This is a genomic window from Agrobacterium radiobacter, assembly GCF_040801995.1.
Taxonomy (GTDB): domain Bacteria; phylum Pseudomonadota; class Alphaproteobacteria; order Rhizobiales; family Rhizobiaceae; genus Agrobacterium; species Agrobacterium radiobacter.
Genome location: NZ_JBEGHX010000002.1, coordinates 1705743 through 1722661, shown reverse-complemented (window position 1 = coordinate 1722661; position 16919 = coordinate 1705743). Strand labels below are relative to the sequence as shown.

Annotated in this window: 14 protein-coding genes; 8 read left to right on the top strand and 6 right to left on the bottom strand. The window is 60.3% G+C overall.

Annotation, left to right across the window (positions count from 1 at the left end; all coding sequences use genetic code 11):
- Positions 1–49 precede the first annotated feature (49 nt).
- The 5 genes from MRBLRC7O_RS21700 to MRBLRC7O_RS21680 all read left to right on the top strand — a co-directional run bounded on the left by MRBLRC7O_RS21700 (position 50) and on the right by MRBLRC7O_RS21680 (position 6975).
- Complete coding sequence (locus MRBLRC7O_RS21700) at positions 50–1966, top strand: bifunctional 5-dehydro-2-deoxygluconokinase/5-dehydro-2-deoxyphosphogluconate aldolase (protein WP_080864515.1); 1917 nt, start codon at positions 50–52, stop codon at positions 1964–1966.
- Positions 1963–3789 (top strand): 3D-(3,5/4)-trihydroxycyclohexane-1,2-dione acylhydrolase (decyclizing), encoded by a 1827-nt coding sequence (iolD, locus tag MRBLRC7O_RS21695; protein WP_223569072.1) that lies wholly within the window; start codon positions 1963–1965, stop codon positions 3787–3789. The genes MRBLRC7O_RS21700 and iolD overlap by 4 nt, the downstream gene beginning before the upstream one ends.
- 1 nt (position 3790) lies before the next feature.
- Positions 3791–4699, top strand: a complete 909-nt coding sequence (gene iolE, locus MRBLRC7O_RS21690; protein ID WP_112278616.1) for a myo-inosose-2 dehydratase — start codon at positions 3791–3793, stop codon at positions 4697–4699.
- Positions 4700–4794: 95 nt separating this feature from the next.
- The gene (gene iolB, locus MRBLRC7O_RS21685) at positions 4795–5607 is read left to right on the top strand and encodes a 5-deoxy-glucuronate isomerase (RefSeq protein WP_111791387.1); all 813 of its coding nucleotides are present in this window, start codon (positions 4795–4797) and stop codon (positions 5605–5607) included.
- A 237-nt stretch (positions 5608–5844) separates the two neighbouring features.
- A complete protein-coding gene (locus MRBLRC7O_RS21680; RefSeq protein ID WP_111791780.1) occupies positions 5845–6975 on the top strand; it encodes a Gfo/Idh/MocA family protein in 1131 nt (376 codons plus the stop codon).
- A gap of 232 nt (positions 6976–7207) precedes the next feature.
- Here MRBLRC7O_RS21680 and MRBLRC7O_RS21675 read toward each other — a convergent pair whose 3' ends face one another.
- The 3 genes from MRBLRC7O_RS21675 to MRBLRC7O_RS21665 form a co-directional block, all read right to left on the bottom strand.
- Positions 7208–8170: a 2-hydroxyacid dehydrogenase gene (locus tag MRBLRC7O_RS21675; protein ID WP_111791779.1), complete on the bottom strand. Its 963-nt coding sequence runs from the start codon at positions 8168–8170 to the stop codon at positions 7208–7210.
- A gap of 498 nt (positions 8171–8668) precedes the next feature.
- Positions 8669–9691, bottom strand: coding sequence for a LacI family DNA-binding transcriptional regulator (locus MRBLRC7O_RS21670; RefSeq protein ID WP_003505469.1), 1023 nt, complete (start codon positions 9689–9691; stop codon positions 8669–8671).
- A gap of 133 nt (positions 9692–9824) precedes the next feature.
- The gene (locus MRBLRC7O_RS21665; protein ID WP_003505467.1) at positions 9825–10334 is read right to left on the bottom strand and encodes a MarR family winged helix-turn-helix transcriptional regulator; all 510 of its coding nucleotides are present in this window, start codon (positions 10332–10334) and stop codon (positions 9825–9827) included.
- Between the two features lie 79 nt (positions 10335–10413).
- Between MRBLRC7O_RS21665 and MRBLRC7O_RS21660 the strand changes: the two genes are divergently transcribed.
- The 3 genes from MRBLRC7O_RS21660 (at position 10414) to MRBLRC7O_RS21650 (ending at position 13684) form a co-directional block, all read left to right on the top strand.
- Positions 10414–11214 carry a creatininase family protein gene (locus MRBLRC7O_RS21660; protein WP_223569073.1) on the top strand — a complete coding sequence of 267 codons (801 nt, stop codon included), beginning with the start codon at positions 10414–10416 and terminating at the stop codon, positions 11212–11214.
- A gap of 113 nt (positions 11215–11327) precedes the next feature.
- Complete coding sequence (locus MRBLRC7O_RS21655) at positions 11328–12443, top strand: CobW family GTP-binding protein (protein ID WP_080864522.1); 1116 nt, start codon at positions 11328–11330, stop codon at positions 12441–12443.
- Between the two features lie 248 nt (positions 12444–12691).
- A complete protein-coding gene (locus tag MRBLRC7O_RS21650) occupies positions 12692–13684 on the top strand; it encodes a WD40 repeat domain-containing protein (protein ID WP_080864523.1) in 993 nt (330 codons plus the stop codon).
- Positions 13685–13872: 188 nt separating this feature from the next.
- Here the strand turns inward: MRBLRC7O_RS21650 and MRBLRC7O_RS21645 are convergent, their stop codons facing one another.
- The 3 genes from MRBLRC7O_RS21645 to MRBLRC7O_RS21635 all read right to left on the bottom strand — a co-directional run bounded on the left by MRBLRC7O_RS21645 (position 13873) and on the right by MRBLRC7O_RS21635 (position 16836).
- The gene (locus MRBLRC7O_RS21645) at positions 13873–15054 is read right to left on the bottom strand and encodes an MFS transporter (protein WP_223569074.1); all 1182 of its coding nucleotides are present in this window, start codon (positions 15052–15054) and stop codon (positions 13873–13875) included.
- 323 nt (positions 15055–15377) lie between these two features.
- The gene (locus MRBLRC7O_RS21640) at positions 15378–16025 is read right to left on the bottom strand and encodes an outer membrane protein (protein WP_003505461.1); all 648 of its coding nucleotides are present in this window, start codon (positions 16023–16025) and stop codon (positions 15378–15380) included.
- Positions 16026–16548: 523 nt separating this feature from the next.
- Positions 16549–16836 carry a hypothetical protein gene (locus MRBLRC7O_RS21635; protein ID WP_003505460.1) on the bottom strand — a complete coding sequence of 96 codons (288 nt, stop codon included), beginning with the start codon at positions 16834–16836 and terminating at the stop codon, positions 16549–16551.
- Positions 16837–16919 lie beyond the last annotated feature (83 nt).

The window sequence follows — 16919 nt, the reverse complement described above, 5'->3', positions numbered from 1 at the left end:
GACACCATGAGGCACACCGCGCAAAAGCGCGGTGCTAAGGAGGAAGCTTTTGAAAAAACTTGATCTTATCACGATCGGGCGCTCGTCTGTCGATCTGTACGGCTCGCAGGTCGGCGGCCGTCTGGAGGACATGGCCTCCTTTGCCAAATATATCGGCGGCTCTCCCACCAATATTGCCGCCGGCGCTGCGCGCCTGGGACTCAACAGCGCCGTCATCACCCGTGTCGGCGACGAGCATATGGGCCGCTTCATCCGCGAACAGCTGGTGCGTGAAGGCGTCGACGTGCGCGGCGTGAAGACGGACCCGGAGCGACTGACCGCGCTGGTGCTGCTCGGCATTCGCGACCAGAACCAGTTCCCGTTGATCTTCTATCGTGAAAACTGTGCCGACATGGCGCTCAGCGAAGACGATATCGATCCCGCTTTCATTGCCGAGGCAGGCTGCATCTGCGCCACCGGCACGCATCTGTCGCATCCGAAAACGGAAGCGGCCGTGCTGAAAGCACTGAAACTCGCCCGCGAAAATGGCGCAAAGACCGCGCTCGATATCGATTACCGCCCCAATCTCTGGGGTGTGGCCGGCCATGGCGATGGCGAAAGCCGTTTCGTGGAATCGCAGAAGGTTACCGCCAAGCTGCAATCCACCCTGCATCTGTTCGATCTGATCGTCGGCACGGAAGAGGAATTCCACATCGCCGGCGGCTCCACCGATACGCTCACGGCACTCAACGCCGTGCGCAAGGTCTCGAATGCGACGCTGGTGTGCAAGCGCGGACCGATGGGCGCCGTCGTCTTCACCGGCGCTATTCCCGATAGCCTCGATGATGGCGAGACGGGCGAAGGATTCCCGATCGAGGTCTTCAACGTTCTGGGTGCGGGTGACGGTTTCATGGCCGGGCTGTTCCGCGGCTGGCTGCGCGGCGAAGACTGGCCGACGACGCTGAAATACGCCAATGCCTGCGGCGCTTTCGCCGTCTCCCGCCATGGCTGCACCCCGGCCTATCCGAGCTGGGAAGAACTGCAATATTTCTTCAAGGCCGGCATTCGCAACAGGGCGCTGCGCAAGGACGAGGCGCTGGAGCAGGTACACTGGTCCACCAACCGCAAGGGCGACTGGGAGACGATGCGCGTCTTCGCCTTCGATCATCGCATGCAGCTGGAGGCCATCGCCGACGAGCTTGGCGTCAAGCACGAGCAGATCGGCGCCTTCAAGAAACTCTGCCTTCAGGCCGCACAGCAGGTTGCCGGCGGTGAGGCGGGTTATGGTATACTCTGCGATGGCCGTCTTGGCCGCGATGCGCTGTTTGCCGCCAGCGGCTCCGGCCTGTGGATCGGCCGTCCGGTGGAATGGCCGGGCTCGCGCCCGCTCACGCTGGAACCCGATCTCGGCAAGGATTTCGGCGGCCTTTCGGAATGGCCGCTTGAAAATGTCGTCAAGGTTCTGTGTTTCTATCACCCCGATGATACCGAGGAGATGCGCGCCGCACAGGAAGAGACCGTGATGCGCCTGTTCGAGGCGGCACGTCGCAACCGGCTGGAAATGCTGCTGGAGGTCATTCCCTCCAAGGTTGGCCCGACCGACGATTTGACCGCCGCCCGCATCATCGAGCGCTTTTACGAGATCGGCGTCTATCCTGACTGGTGGAAGCTTGAGCCGATGAAGACCCGCGCCGCGTGGAAGAACGCCTGCGACGCCGTGCATCGCAACGATCCTTATGTGCGCGGCATCGTCGTTCTCGGCCTCGACGCACCGCAAAGCGAGCTGGAAGAAAGCTTCCGCCTTGCGGCCGGTTTCGATCTGGTCAAAGGTTTCGCCGTTGGCCGCACGATATTTGCTGACGCCGCCCGAGGCTGGCTTTCCGGCAAGATGACCGACGAGGATGCGGTCAGGGATATGGCGCAGCGTTACACCAGCCTGTGCCGTATTTGGGATGAGGCGCGCGCCAAAAAGGGAGAGGCAGCGTGAAGACAATCAGATTGACGGCTGCGCAGGCCATGGTTCGTTACCTGGCAGCGCAGATGAATGAACATGGCGAAACCTATATCGCCGGCATGTGGGCCATTTTCGGCCATGGCAATGTCGCCGGCATCGGCGAAGCGCTTTATGGCATCAGGTACGAACTGCCGACCTATCGCGGCCAGAACGAGCAATCCATGGCGCATGCAGCCATTGCCTACACCAAGCAGCTGCGCCGCCGTCGCGCCATGGCGGTCACTTCCTCCATCGGCCCGGGTGCGGCAAACATGGTGACGGCGGCAGCGCTCGCTCATGTCAACCGCCTGCCGGTTCTCTTGATCCCCGGCGATGTCTTTGCCAATCGCGGCCCCGACCCTGTGCTGCAGCAGCTCGAAGATTTCGGCGACGGCACCATGACGGTGAACGACTGCTTCCGCCCGGTCAGCCGTTATTTCGACCGCATCATGCGGCCGGAACAGTTGCTGACAGCCCTGCCCCGCGCCATGCGCACCATGACGGACCCGGCCGATTGCGGCCCGGTCACGCTCGCTTTCTGCCAGGATGTGCAGGCGGAAGCCTATGATTACCCTGAAAGTTTCTTCGAAAAGCGGGTCTGGCGTCAGCGCCGTCCTGAGCCGGATGTCGTGGAATTCGAAGAGGCAGTCGCCGCCCTGAAGGCGGCGAAGAACCCCATCATCGTTGCCGGCGGCGGCGTGCATTTTGCCGGCGCAACCGAGACACTGAAACGCTTTGCCGAAACCCACTCCATTCCCGTCGTTGAAACGCAGGCCGGCAAATCGGCGATTGCGTGGGACCATGATCTCAATTTCGGTCCCGTCGGCGTCACCGGTGCGGAAAGCGCCAATATCATCAGCGAGAAGGCCGATCTGGTCTTCGGCGTCGGCACGCGTTTTCAGGATTTCACCACCGGTTCCTGGGCGCTGTTCAAGAACCCCAACCGCAAGATCCTAGCGCTCAACGTTCAGCCCTATGACAGCGCCAAGCACGATGCGATCAGCCTGACGGCGGATGCGAAAATCGGGCTTGAAAAGCTCTCCGCCGCCCTCGGCAGCCACCGTTTTGCAGCGCCGGATGCCCGCCTCAAGGCTGCATGGTTCGAAAAGGCCGATGCCGATACGGCAGCGCCGGGCGAGGACAACGCCAACAGCCTGCCCACCGATATGCAGGTGATCGGCGCGGTGCAGCGCCAGTCGCGTGACAACACCGTCGTCATGTGCGCGGCCGGCACCATGCCGGGCGAGCTTCACCAGCTGTGGAAATCCAAGCTGCCGCTCTCCTATCACATGGAATACGGCTTCTCCTGCATGGGTTATGAAGTGGCCGGCGGCCTCGGCATCAAGATGGCGGAACCGGACCGCGACGTGATCGTCATGGTCGGCGACGGCTCCTATATGATGATGAATTCCGAGCTTGCCACATCGGTCGCCATGGGCGTCAAGATCACGCTCGTCATCACCGACAACAGGGGTTACGGCTGCATCAACCGGCTGCAGATGGAAACCGGCGGCGCGGAGTTCAACAATCTCTACGCCCACACCAACGTCAACCCGATCGCCATCGATTTCGTGGCCCATGCCGGCTCGATGGGGGCGGATGCTCGCAAGGTCTCCACCATTTCCGAGCTGGAAGCAGCGCTCGCCAGCGCCCGGGAATCCACCCGCACGACCGTGATCGTCATCGATACCGATCCCTATCCGACGCCGCAGGCCGGCGGTCACTGGTGGGATGTCGCGGTGCCGGAAGTGTCCGACCGCGCCGAAATCGGCCCGGCCCGCGCACGTTATGAAAACCATGTCAAGGAAAGACAGTAAGATGATCCGTTACGGAACCAACCCGATCGCCTGGTCGAACGACGACGACCGCACGCTGGGTGCGCATATCAGCCTCGAACAGTGCCTTGATGAAACCGCCAAAATCGGCTTCGACGGCATCGAGAAGGGCCACAAGTTCCCGACCGACCCGGAAGGCCTGAAGGGCGTGCTTTCGCCGCGCGGCCTCTCTTTCGTCTCCGGCTGGCATTCGCTGAACCTTCTGACCGACGACATCGAATCCGAAAAAAAGGCCATGCAGCCGGCGCTTGATCTCTTGAAGGCCATGGGCTCGAAGGTCATCATCGTCTGCGAGACCTCCAACGCCATCCACGGCGATGACGGGAAGGCGCTGGTCGACCGTCCGCGCCTTGCGACCGAGAACTGGGCGAAATTCGGCGCGGGCGTCGAGGCGCTGGCCGCCTTTGCCGCCGAACAGGGCATCACCCTCGTTTATCATCACCACATGGGAACGGTGGTGGAGAGCGAAGAGGAAATCGACCTGTTGATGAAACACACGGGTCCGAAGACTCACCTGCTGCTCGATACCGGCCATTGCCTGTTCGGCGGCGGCGATCCCGTGCGCGTCGCGCAGAAATACATGGGTCGCGTCGGCCATATCCATGCCAAGAACGTGCGCCCTGCCATTGCCGATCAGGTACGGGGCGAGCGGCTTTCCTTCCTCGAAGGCGTTCGCCGCGGCGTGTTCACCGTGCCGGGTGATAGCGAAGGCGGCGTGAACTTCCCGCCGGTGCTGAAAGTGGCAGCCGAGCATGGTTACAGCGGCTGGCTGGTCATCGAGGCAGAACAGGATCCTGATGTGCGCAACCCGTTCGAATATCAGAGCCTTGGACTGAAATCGCTGAAGGCGTTTGCGCGCGAGGCGGGGCTGGACAAGGCCGAGGCTGCCTGAAGCCTTTCCTCATTCCTGTTCCCCGGGACAGGAATGAGGGAACGTCGGAACAGCCGCCCGATAAATTGTACGACTGACCAAAAAGGAACACCACCATGACCTCACTTCTGCGCAAGCCGGTCGCGACCAGCGGCAAGGTGCACGATATCACGCCCCAAAGCGCGGATTGGGGTTATGTCGGTTTCGGCCTCTACCGCCTGAAGCCGGGCGAAACGGCGGCGGAGAAGACCGGCGATACGGAAGTCATCCTCGTGCTGGTCGAAGGCAAGGCGACGATTTCCGCAGGCGGCAAGGAGTTCGGCGAACTTGGCGACCGCATGAATGTGTTCGAGCGCAAGCCGCCGCATTGCGTTTATGTTCCCGCCGGCTCCGAATGGTCGCTGACGGCCACGACCGACTGCACCGTCGGCGTCTGCACCGCACCCGGCGAAAAAGGCAGCCGTGAGGCGCAGCAGATCGGCCCAACCGGTGTGCAGCTGACCGAACGCGGCAAGGGCGCCAATACCCGTTATATCTTCCCCATCGCCATGGAAGAACGCGACGTGGCCGACAGCCTGCTGGTAACGGAGGTCTTCACGCCATCAGGCAACTGGTCATCCTATCCGCCGCACCGGCATGACGAGGATAACTACCCCGACATGACCTATCTGGAAGAGACCTATTATCACCGGCTGAACCCGGCGCAGGGTTTCGGCTTCCAGCGCGTCTTTACCGAAGACGGCTCGCTGGACGAGACCATGGCGGTGTCGGATGGCGATGTCGTGCTCGTCCCGAAGGGCCATCACCCCTGCGGCGCGCCCTATGGTTACGAGATGTATTATCTGAACGTGATGGCGGGGCCGATGCGCAAATGGCGCTTCAAGAACCACCCGGATCATGACTGGATTTTCAAGCGGGATAACCCGTAAGGCATTTTAGGCAAAAACCGCAGCCTCCTCATCCCTGTGCCTGTCACAGGGATCCAGCCAGCCCAAGTCCTTTGGCTGAAGGGATTCTTTCCGTCGCGCAGACGCGCGTCGGCTGGATTCCTGTGACAGGCACAGGAATGAGGGAGTGCGCGAAGATACGTCTTGAGACTGTCTCGGCACACAACAAACGCAATTAACGAATTGAATTAATTAATATAATTTCGGGAGGAAAATACCATGGCCGCTCTTGGCGTGGGCCTTATCGGCACGGGATACATGGGCAAATGCCACGCGCTCGCGTGGAACAATGTCACCAGCGTCTTCGGCGATGTGGAGCGCCCGCGCCTCGTGACGCTGGCGGAAGTCAATTCCGAACTGGCAGCAAAAAAGGCGGCCGAGTTCGGTTTTGCCCGCTCCACCGGCAATTGGCGCGATCTGCTTTCCGATCCCGAGATCGACGTCATCTCGGTCACCACGCCGAATGCGTTCCACCCGGACATGGCGATTGCCGCCCTTGAGGCCGGCAAGCATGTCTGGTGCGAAAAGCCGATGGCGCCCGCCTTTGCCGATGCGGTAAAGATGCGCGATGCCGCCCGCCGTTCCGGCAAAGCGGCGGCCATGGGCTACAACTACATCCAGAACCCTGTCATCCGCCACATGCGCCGCCTGATCGACGAGGGCGCGATCGGCAGGGTCTATCACGTCCGCGCCGAAATGGACGAGGACTTCATGGCCGACGCCACCCAGCCCTTCTACTGGAAAAGCGAGGCGTCCTCGGGTTACGGCGCGCTGGACGATTTTGCCGTGCATCCGTTATCGCTGCTCTTTGCCCTGTTCGGCCATGCCGAAAGCGCCATCACCGATATGGTGAAACCCTATGAGACCCGCCCGCTTGCCGGCGGCGGCGGCGAGCGCGCCGTCGAGACGCATGATCTTGCCAGCGTTCTCTTGAAGCTTGAGGGCGGCATTTCCGCCGTGCTCATCGCCAACCGCTCCGCCTGGGGCCGCAAGGGCCGCATCGCCATCCAGATTTATGGCTCCACCGGCTCGATCCTGTTCGACCAGGAGCGGATGAACGAATTCCAGCTCTACACCACGGACGGACGCCCCGAGGAGCAGGGTTTCAGAACCATCCTCACCGCCCCCCACCACAAGCCCTATGACCGCTTCATCCCCGCCCCCGGCCACGGCCTCGGCTTCAATGATCTGAAGGTGATCGAATGCCGCGAACTGATAGCGGCGATCGAGGGAAAGAAGGCCCATATCATCGATTTCGAGGAAGGGCTGAAGATCGAGCGCAGCATCCACGCCATGGCCCGGTCGTTTGCCGAAGGGCGCTGGGTGACGGCGGAGGAGATTGCGGAATAGGGACGGGTATGAGGTGAGCGCCAAGTTTCACCTCTTTCGTCATGCTCGGGCCTGTCCCGAGCATCTGCAACGCCTTGATTTTATTCGACGTGATTAGATCCTCGGCACAGGGCCGAGTATGACGTCGAGAGAATGTGCACCCCTCACCACCGACTTCAAGGGGACTGCAGCCTGTCTGGAAATTTAAACCGGACAGCAGTGGGACAAGCCCGAGGATGACGCTGGAAAAGGATTACCCCTTGACCGGCGTTTCCGGCACCGGCGTCAGCACCTTGCCATCCCTGAACCAGCCGAGAATATTATCCGCAACCAGATCGGCCATCGCATTGCGCGTAGGAACCGAGGCGGAGGCGACGTGCGGCAGCAGGGAAACATTCGGCAGCGACAGGAAGGCTTCCGGCACCTTCGGCTCGGCATAGAACACGTCGAGGCCGGCAGCTCCCAAAGCACCGTTTTTAAGCGCCTCAAGCAGCGCATCCTCATCGACGCTGGAGCCGCGCCCGACATTGACGAATACGCCCTCAGGCCCAAGCGCCGTCAGGATTTCGGCGTTGATCGCCTTATGCGTTTCCGGCGTGCCGGGCACGATGCAGATCAGGATGTCGACAGCCTCCGCCATCTCCTTCAGCGAACCGTAATAGGTATAGGGTAGGCCATCCCGCTTGCTGCGGGTGTGGTATCCGATCTCCACCTTGAAGGGCTCCAGCCGCTTGGCGATTTCCTGGCCGATACGGCCCATGCCGAACAGACCCACCTTGCGGCCGCGCAGCGAGAAGGGAGAGAGGGCAAACGGCCCTTCGCCAACCCATTTGCCGTCACGCAGCCAGGTCTCGGCCTGGTAGAGCCGGCGCACGGTATTGATCAAAAGCGCAATCGTCGTATCCGCCACTTCATCGTTCAGCACGTCGGGCGTATTCGTCACCACGATGCCGCGTGTGGCGGCATGTTTGGCATCCACGCCATCATAACCCACACCGAAATTGGCGATGATCTCCAGCTTCGGCAACGCATCGATCCATTTGGCGTTGACGACGCCGGAAACGGCGACGGCATTGATGCGCTCCGCCGCACCTTCAGGCAGAACCGGCTCGGCACCGGCAGGCACTGTCACGATCTCGACCTTGCCTTCGAGGCGTTCAAGAACGCGCGGGTTTATCTTGCCGGGAACGAGAACGACGGCCTTTTTGTCAGACATGAGCGGATATTCCTCCTGATAACATTCCGATATCAGGAGTGGGTTTCAGGCGAACCGCTCGCCATCCCACTCCTATGGGCGGCGATCTTTTCAAACAACGGCGGCCATGAAAAGGGCAATAAGGGGATGCTATGGGGGCAGACGGAAGTTTCATGCTGATTTTTTTGCGACACATGCACGTCCGTCATGCCGACCTGATCTGCCGGTATTCGGTATAAATCTCGAGAGAGGTTGCGCCTGAATGGAGGTCAAGCGCGAAGGATATGGTTTCTCGCGACGTCATCCTTGGGCTTGTCCCAAGGATCTAATCACGTCGACAAAATCAAGACGTTGCAGATCCTCGGGACACGCCCGAGGATGACGTCGGCGCAGGTGGCGGGACCATCTTCCTAAAAAAGAGTCCTTTCCGCCGCGCGGACGCACCTCGGCTGGCTTTCGGGTCAAAGCGTGAGACGGGGAAGTGCGACGCCAAGACCACTTCTGCGCATCAGGTCAGGCTCACACCCGCGGCCGCACCGGCCCGGTCGATTGCCGGATACGCATTTCCGGCTTGATGAGGTGAATGCCGTCAGGCTCATGGCTGCCCGCCAGCCTGTCGAGCAATGCGCGGGCCGCTAAGCGCCCTACTTCGGCCTGGCCGTTGGAAACGGTGGTCAGCGCCGGGGTGGCGATCGCGGCTTCTTCCAGATCGTCGTAGCCGGTTACCGAGATATCGACACCCGGCACCAGACCCGCACGGGAAATGCCGTTCATAAGACCGATGGCGACGAGATCGTTCCAGCAGACGGCGGCGGTCGGCTTCTGCGGCAGCGACAGGAAATGCACCGCCGCCTCAAACCCGCCCTGCTTGGAGCGCGGGCCGGGAATGCGCAGGTTCGGATCAACCTCGATGCCCGCCTTGCGCAGCGCATTGACATAACCCTGGTAACGGTCACGGCCGGTCGAGGTCTGGTCCGTGCCGCCGACCATGGCGATGGTGCGGTGGCCGAGGCTGATCAGGTGGTTGGTGGCAAGCGAAATGCCGTAGCTGTCATCGCCGCGATAGGTCGGCATGTCGACGCCGTCCATCGAGCGCGCCACCAGAATGGCGGGCATGCCGTTTTCTTCGGCCAGCGTCATGTCCTCGATCGGCGTGCCGATGGCGGGCGACATGATGATGCCGTCGGAACCGAGCTGCAGCAGCGTCTCGATGAAGGTGCGCTGTTTTTCCACCGAATCATAATGGTTGGAAAGAATGAAGGTCTGGCGGCTGCGGTCCAGCTCGCTTTCGATGGCTTTGAGGATTTCCCCGTAAAACGGGTTCATCACATCATGGAATACCACGCCGACAATGCCGGAGCGCGAGGTGCGCAGGCTGGCGGCGCGGCGGTTATAGATATAACCCAGCGCCCGCGCCTGTTCCTTGATCTTGTCCCGCGTGTCGGCAGCGACCAGCGGGCTATCGCGCAATGCAAGGGAAATGGTGGCGGTCGAAAGACCGAGACTTTCGGCAATCGTAGACAGTTTGACCTTTTGGGCCACGGCATTCCTCCCCAAACGCGTGTCACTGACGGATGTCTCCGTTTAAATTGCAATTAAACAATTTAAACAAAATCCGCAACCCGTTTAAGGAATACCCGCAAAACAGATGGTTCTTTTAAAAATTTCAACAAAATTATTGAAGATTGGCGTCTATTGCCTTGAGAAGTTTAACAACGTTGCGAATATCCTTGGCCGAAAGCCCTTCAATCGCCCTCGCTCCGCAATCGGCTATCGAGGTGTTGATGTGGTCGACGCTTTTCAGGCCCGTTTCCGTCAGCTTCACCAGCGTCACGCGGCCATCCTCGTCGTCGCCGCTGCGTTCCACGAAACCCTGGGCTTCCATGCGGCCGATGGTGCGCGTCATGGTGGGCGCCTTGACGCCGAGTTTCTGGGCGATCTGCCCCGGCGTCAGGCTGCCTTCCTGCGCCAGCGCCAGGATGACGCCGTCCTGCCCGGCATAAAGCCCGCTTTCGGCAAGGCTGTGGCTCAGCGCCGTGCGCATGGAGCGGGCGGCCTGGGTAATGGATTGCGCCAGCTCCTCGGGGTTGAAGTTCTCATCCCTCTTTTTGGCGTCCTTTACCTTCTTGCCGCCCTTTTCCTTCTTGGCGCTTTTGTCCTTATGCCCGGATTTGTCCTTGCTCATATGCGAGTGCCTTTTACCCTGTGGCGGAACCGATATATGTTGCTGGAAATCCTTACCGAATACACGCGCGGACTGCCAGATGCCAAACTCATACACGCATTATCACGACGAAAACGTAACAGACCCTCATCTTCGCGCAACAGGTGCAATTTCCGTGCTGCCGCTCGGCGCACATGAACAGCACGGCCCCCACCTGCCCTTCGAGACCGATACGCTGATTGCCGAAGGCATTGTCGCCCGCCTCGCCGCCGCCCTGCCCCGCCATCTGCCCGTCTCCTTCCTGCCGGTGGAACCGGTCGGATATTCCATCGAACACATGAATGTGCCGGACACCAAGACCTTGCGTTACGATGAGGCCATCGAGCGCTGGCTCGGCATTGCCGAGGCGGAATATAAAAAGGGCGTGCGCAAATTCGTGATGCTGAACGCCCATGGCGGCAATTCACCGCTGATGACCATTGTCGCCACCGAGGCCCGCGCCCGTTTCGGCATGCTGGCGGTCGCCACAAGCTGGACCCGGTTCGGCGTGCCGGCCGATATCATGGAGCCGCAGGACAAGGCGATCGATATTCACGGCGGCGATATCGAGACATCCGTCATGCTGGCGCTTCACCCCGAGCGGGTGGCGATGCAAAAGGCCGCCAGCTTCGCCTCCCGCCAGAGCGATTTCGCCAGCCGCTTCAAACACCTGCGCGCCTATGGCCCACACGCCTTCGGCTGGCTGATGAGCGATCTCAACCCTGACGGGGCTGCCGGAAACGCCGCCGCCGCGACAGCGGAAAAGGGCGAAAGGCTGATTTCCCACGCTGTGAATGGCCTTGTCGAACTGCTTGAAGATATCCACGCTTTTGACATAACGTTATTTCATAACAAAATTTGAGTGACATGGCCGAATTCGGCCAAAATCTCTTTGAACTGCCAGGGCGTCGCGCCTATATGGACGACGACACATCTTCCTGAGGCTTGATAGCCTCTCTCCACGCGGGGTTTTCCATGACCGAAACAGCACCAGCCAAGCCCATTCCAGTCACCGTCCTGACGGGATATCTCGGCGCCGGCAAAACGACGCTTCTCAACCGCATTCTCTCCGAGAACCACGGCAAGAAATACGCTGTCATCGTCAATGAATTCGGCGAGATCGGCATCGACAACGATCTGATCGTCGAGTCTGATGAAGAAATCTACGAAATGAACAATGGCTGCGTGTGCTGCACGGTGCGCGGCGATTTGATCCGCGTCGTGGAAGGCCTGATGCGCCGGCCCGGCCGTTTCGACGGCATCATCGTCGAAACGACAGGCCTTGCCGATCCGGTGCCCGTCGCCCAGACCTTCTTCATGGATGACGATGTGCGCGCCAAGACCGAGCTTGACGCCGTTGTGGCGCTGGTCGATGCCAAGCACCTGCCGCTGCGCCTGAAGGACAGCCGCGAGGCTGAAGACCAGATCGCCTTTGCCGATGTCGTCGTCGTCAACAAGACCGACCTCGTTTCGCCTGAGGAAGTGGCCCGCATCGAGGATATCGTCCGCGCCATCAACCCGTCCGCGCGCATCTACAAGACCACCCGTTCCGGTGTTGATCTTGCCCGCGTTCTCGACCAGGGCGCCTTCAATCTGGAGCGCGCGCTGGAAAACGATCCGCATTTCCTCGAGCACGGCCATGACGACCACGTCTGCGGCCCCGATTGCGATCATCATCACCACGATCACGACCACCATCATCACGATCATGGCCATGATCACGGGCATCACCACCACGATCACGACCATGGGCACGATCACCACCACGGCGCGGTTTCGCCGATCCATGACGTGACGGTGCAGTCTGTCTCGCTGCGCGGCGGCGAGATGAACCCCGAACGCTTCTTCCCGTGGATCCAGAAGGTCACCCAGACAGACGGCCCCAACATTCTGCGCCTCAAGGGCATCATCGCCTTCAAGGGTGATGCGGAGCGTTACGTGGTGCAGGGCGTGCACATGATCATCGAGGGCGACCACCAGCGCCCGTGGAAGGAAGACGAAAAGCGCGAAAGCCGCCTCGTCTTCATCGGCCGCGAACTGGACCGTGAGAAGCTGGAAAAGAGCTTCAACGCCTGCCTCGCCACGGCTTGACACCTCTGACGGGGCACCGCGCCGCTCCTGGCGTTTTTGGTGCCCTTCCTCACTCTCGACGTCATCCTCGGGCTTGACCCGAGGACCCATTGCCGCCAGCATATGGATGGTCGGATCATCCACGGGCCTGCCCCCGGGGGGCCGACCATGACGCCACGGGTTGAAACCGCACCAACGGGTCCTCCCGACCTTGGTCAGCGACCGAAATCCATCAAACGAAAAACGCACATACGAAAGACCGATGCCCCATGCCGACTGTTGCCCCGCTTGATATCGAAGGCCACGTGGTCTCGACCCATTTTCTCGGCGACATTCCCCTGTTTGCCACCGCCGCCGGCACTATTCACCGCCTGGATGGCGGCGAGAAGGTGACGCAGGCGCATGACGGGCTTCTGACCTGCATTCGCGATCCCTACAGCGCCACGCTGCTTTCCGGCGGCGAAGACGGCCGTGTGCTGCGCATCGGCCATGATGGCACCATCAGTGAGCTCGCCAATGTGCCGCGCAAATGGGTCGGCGTCGTTGCCGGCGGGCCGCAGAAGGCGGTGGCTTATGGCGTCGGCAAGTCCAGTTTTGTCCGGCTATCCGACGGTACGGTCAAGGAATTCAAGGAAGAGCGCACAGTGGAGGCCATCGCGTTTGCGCCGAAGGGCCTGCGCATTGCTGTTGCCCGTTATAACGGCGTGACACTGCATTGGGTGGCAAGTGCGGGCGATCCGGTCGATCTGGAATGGAAGGGCGCGCATACCGGCGTCACCTTCTCGCCCGATGGCAAGTTCCTCGTCACCACCATGCAGGAAAATGCCCTGCATGGCTGGAAGATGGAAGCGACCAAGGGCGGCATGGAAGCCCGCCACATGCGCATGACCGGTTATCCCGCCAAGGTGAAATCCATCTCCTGGTCGGCAAAGGGCAAATGGCTCGCCTCATCAGGTGCGCCAGCCGCCATTGTCTGGCCATTTGCCGGCAAGGACGGCCCGATGGGCAAGGCTCCGGAAGAACTCGGCAGCCGCGCCAACATCATGGTCACCAATGTCGCCTTCCACCCCGTGGAAGACGTGCTCGCCATCGGCTTCATCGACGGTATGATTCTTGGTGTGCGCCTGGCCGACGGCAAGGAAGCCCTGCTTCGCCGCCCCGGCAAGGGCGCCATTACAGCCATGGACTGGAGCGCCACCGGCAAGCTGCTCGCCTTCGCCTCGGAAGCGGGCGATTGCGGGATCATCGATATTTCGGCGTGAGGGCCAACACCCTGCCCCTCATTCCTGTGCTTGTCACAGGAATCCAGCCGACGCGCGTCTGCGCGGCGAGAGACCTCTTTTTTCAGCCCAAGGACTTGGGCTGACTGGATTCCTGTGACAAGCACAGGAATGAGGGATGATCGGGCCGCAAGGCCAGATGAAATCCTCCCTACCCCCGCCCGAACACCCTAATCCGCCACCTGCCGCCGCGTCAGAAACAAGAGCAGCAGCGCAGCACCCGCACCGACCGAAGCAAGCCGGATCGAGGTGCCGAAGCTTGCATATTGCGACACGAACCCCATCAGCGGCACCGCAAAAAGTGCTGCAAGGAAGATCGAATTCATGTAGAGCGCCGTCGCCCGCGCCGTGCGCCCGCGGGCAAAGCCCTGCACGAAGGTGAGAGATGTGCCGGCGAAAAGGCCGTAATAGGAACCTTCCATGGCAGCCCCCACCAGCATGGCCGGCAGGGTCGTGACCGAAGCGATGATGTTGAAAGCAACGATCGCCGTCACCGCCGCGATGCTCAGAAGCAGCCGCGCGCTGATCCGGCGCATGATCCTCGGCGCGAGCAGGATAAGCAGGACTTCCATGGCGCATTTGACGCTGAGCGACAGGCCCGGCGCATAGTCCGGCAGGCCCACCTCACGCACCAGAAATACCGGCAGGGCCGAGGCGCAGAGAGCATGGGCGAAAGACATGCAGAAACTGGCCGTCGTCGCCATCAGCAGCGGCAGGTTGCGCCCCGCATCGGCTCCGCCCTCATCCCGCCGCTCCATGGGGCAAGTCTGCCCACGCGGCACGATGGCAAGCGCAAGCGCCCCCCAGATGGCCGCCATCAGCATCGCATTCACGAAGACAGCTTTTGCGCCGGCGAAATCGACGATCAGAAAGGCTGCGGCCGGCAGCAACATCCAGGCCAGCGACACCATCATTCTGAGGAAGGCGTTATAAGCAGTGGTATCGAGCGCCTCCACCCGGCCGTGATACCGGCCATAACTGAAGACGAGGGTGGTGGCGGCGTTGGAAAGCCCCATGCCCGTCGCCGTTACCGCCACCAGCAGCGCCAGATGCCCGAAACTCGCGGCCGCCGCCGCCACGAAAGCACCTGCAATGGAGAGCATGAGCAGCGGCTTGATCCGCACGCCGGCATCCACCCGCTCGCCATAAAGACGGCTGGCGGCGATCGAGGCCACCATCGCCGTCACGCTGTAGAGACCGAGCGTCGCCGGCGGATGGCCGAGCACCTGAATGATGTAAAAACCGATAAACGGTACGATGGCGGCATTGGTGCTGCCGGCGATGAAAACCAGCAACGCGATCAAATAGGCCTGACGGTCAAAAGCGCCCGGCGAAGTGCTTTTCTGTAGCATGGGAATCGACTGGAGACTGGCAAGCGGGAGTGGATTGGAACCCACCATCACACCAAAATGCTCTGCGGTTCAAGCCCGTTCGGAAAGCCGGATGCGGTTTCATTGCAGATGAAGACGAAACCGCTTCATTTACGCTGGGTGTGTCTATCGACCTGGGGTGGACGCCCCCCAACCGCAAGCCCTTGTCGCTCAATTAAAAGCACCCGCCCAGGGAATGTTCTCGCCGCCGGGCAGGTTATGGATCGATATTGTGCCGGACTGTCGCCCCCGATGCGGCCGTCGCAAAGACGGGCGCTCCCTCTCCGGAAACGAAAATCCGTCGATCAGAACTTCACGCCGAGACCGACGCTGACGACATGTTCGCTGAGCTTTCCATCGGCGGAAATGCCCTGGACAGTGTAGGTTTCCTTGCCGAAATCGTTGTAACGATATTCGAGACGGCCGAATACGTTGTCAGTGAAGGCGTAGTCGATACCGGCGCCAATCGTCCAGCCATTCAGCATCTTGCTGGCATTGCCGAAGGGAGTCTTGATCTCGCTGTCCGTCGCGGTGTAACCACCGGCGGTGTAGATCAGGGCGCGGTCGACGGCATAGCCGGCACGCAGGCGCGCGGAACCGTTCAGGCCCGAGGACACCTTGCTGAGGTCGATCGTCTTGTTGCCCCATGCATAACCGAGATCACCCTCGACACCGAGAATGACGGATGGCGCGACTTCGGCATTGTAACCGGCAAAGCCCGCAAAACGAGCACCATCGAAACTATGCTTGTCGGTCTCACCGTCTTCAGTCGTTTTCAACCGGTTCCAGCCATAACCGCCCGAAACACCGGCGTAAAAACCGTCCCAGGAGAAGGCAGGCGCGGCATCGTCGACGACAGGCGCCGCGGGAACGTCGCTGACGGCATCTGCAGCAAAGGCTGCGCCGGAAAGAACGCCGAGCGCGGCGAGTGCGAGAAATGATTGTTTCAACATGAAATAGCTCCTTCAAAACTTCCTTACCCGCCAAAATGCGGGCCGCGAACATACCCGCCACCGAAATCACAATCACAAATGGCGAGCCGGGGGCACGTGCTAATTGAAGCATCCAAAAGTTAAAAGCAAGTAACAACGACAGAAAAAATGAAAGCACTGAAAATATAATCAGATTTTTACTTTATAAATTTATTTATTATCTAAATACAAATTAGAATTTATAAATATAACTATATTTGCATGCACCGCTTTCCCCCAAAGTTGTCACGGATCGGCGAACACAACATGCTGATGGACCATCCTGAACAAAAAAAGAGGGCCGCAAAGCCCCCTTCCAGTCATGCGATGCGCCGTTTGTTCTTGCCGGAAATGCCATGCGTCAAACACACGCAACTCGAGGGTCATTGCCGGCTTATGCGCTGCGCATCGTCTGTGTCGAAAATCCCTGATGATTTTCGAGCTGTCCCGTTGGAGCGGGATGGAGAAAAGCCCGATGGTTTCGCCATCCCGTTCCAAATTTCAGTTAGTGCCGGCGCTTCTTGCCGCCGTCATTCTTGTTGTCGATGACATCGACTGACGTCTTGTTGCCGTTCAGCAGGCCGTTCAGGATGCCGGTCTTGTTGCCGTTCAGAATCCCGTTATTGGACAGGATGCCGCTGACGCCGAGATCGATGCTCGGCGAGACGACGACAAGGGCGCCGCCCTTGTTGCTGTTGCCGGACAGGATGCCACCCAGAAGACCGCCCGCATTGGCCTGACCAACGGAAGCGACAGTAAGAATAGCGGCTACACAAGCGAACTTTGCAATCATTTCTCTCTCCTCTTTTGTTTGATCACGCCATCTGGCGTAACTGAACTGTATATTTAGAGGATTCTAATTCAAGCAAAGGCTAA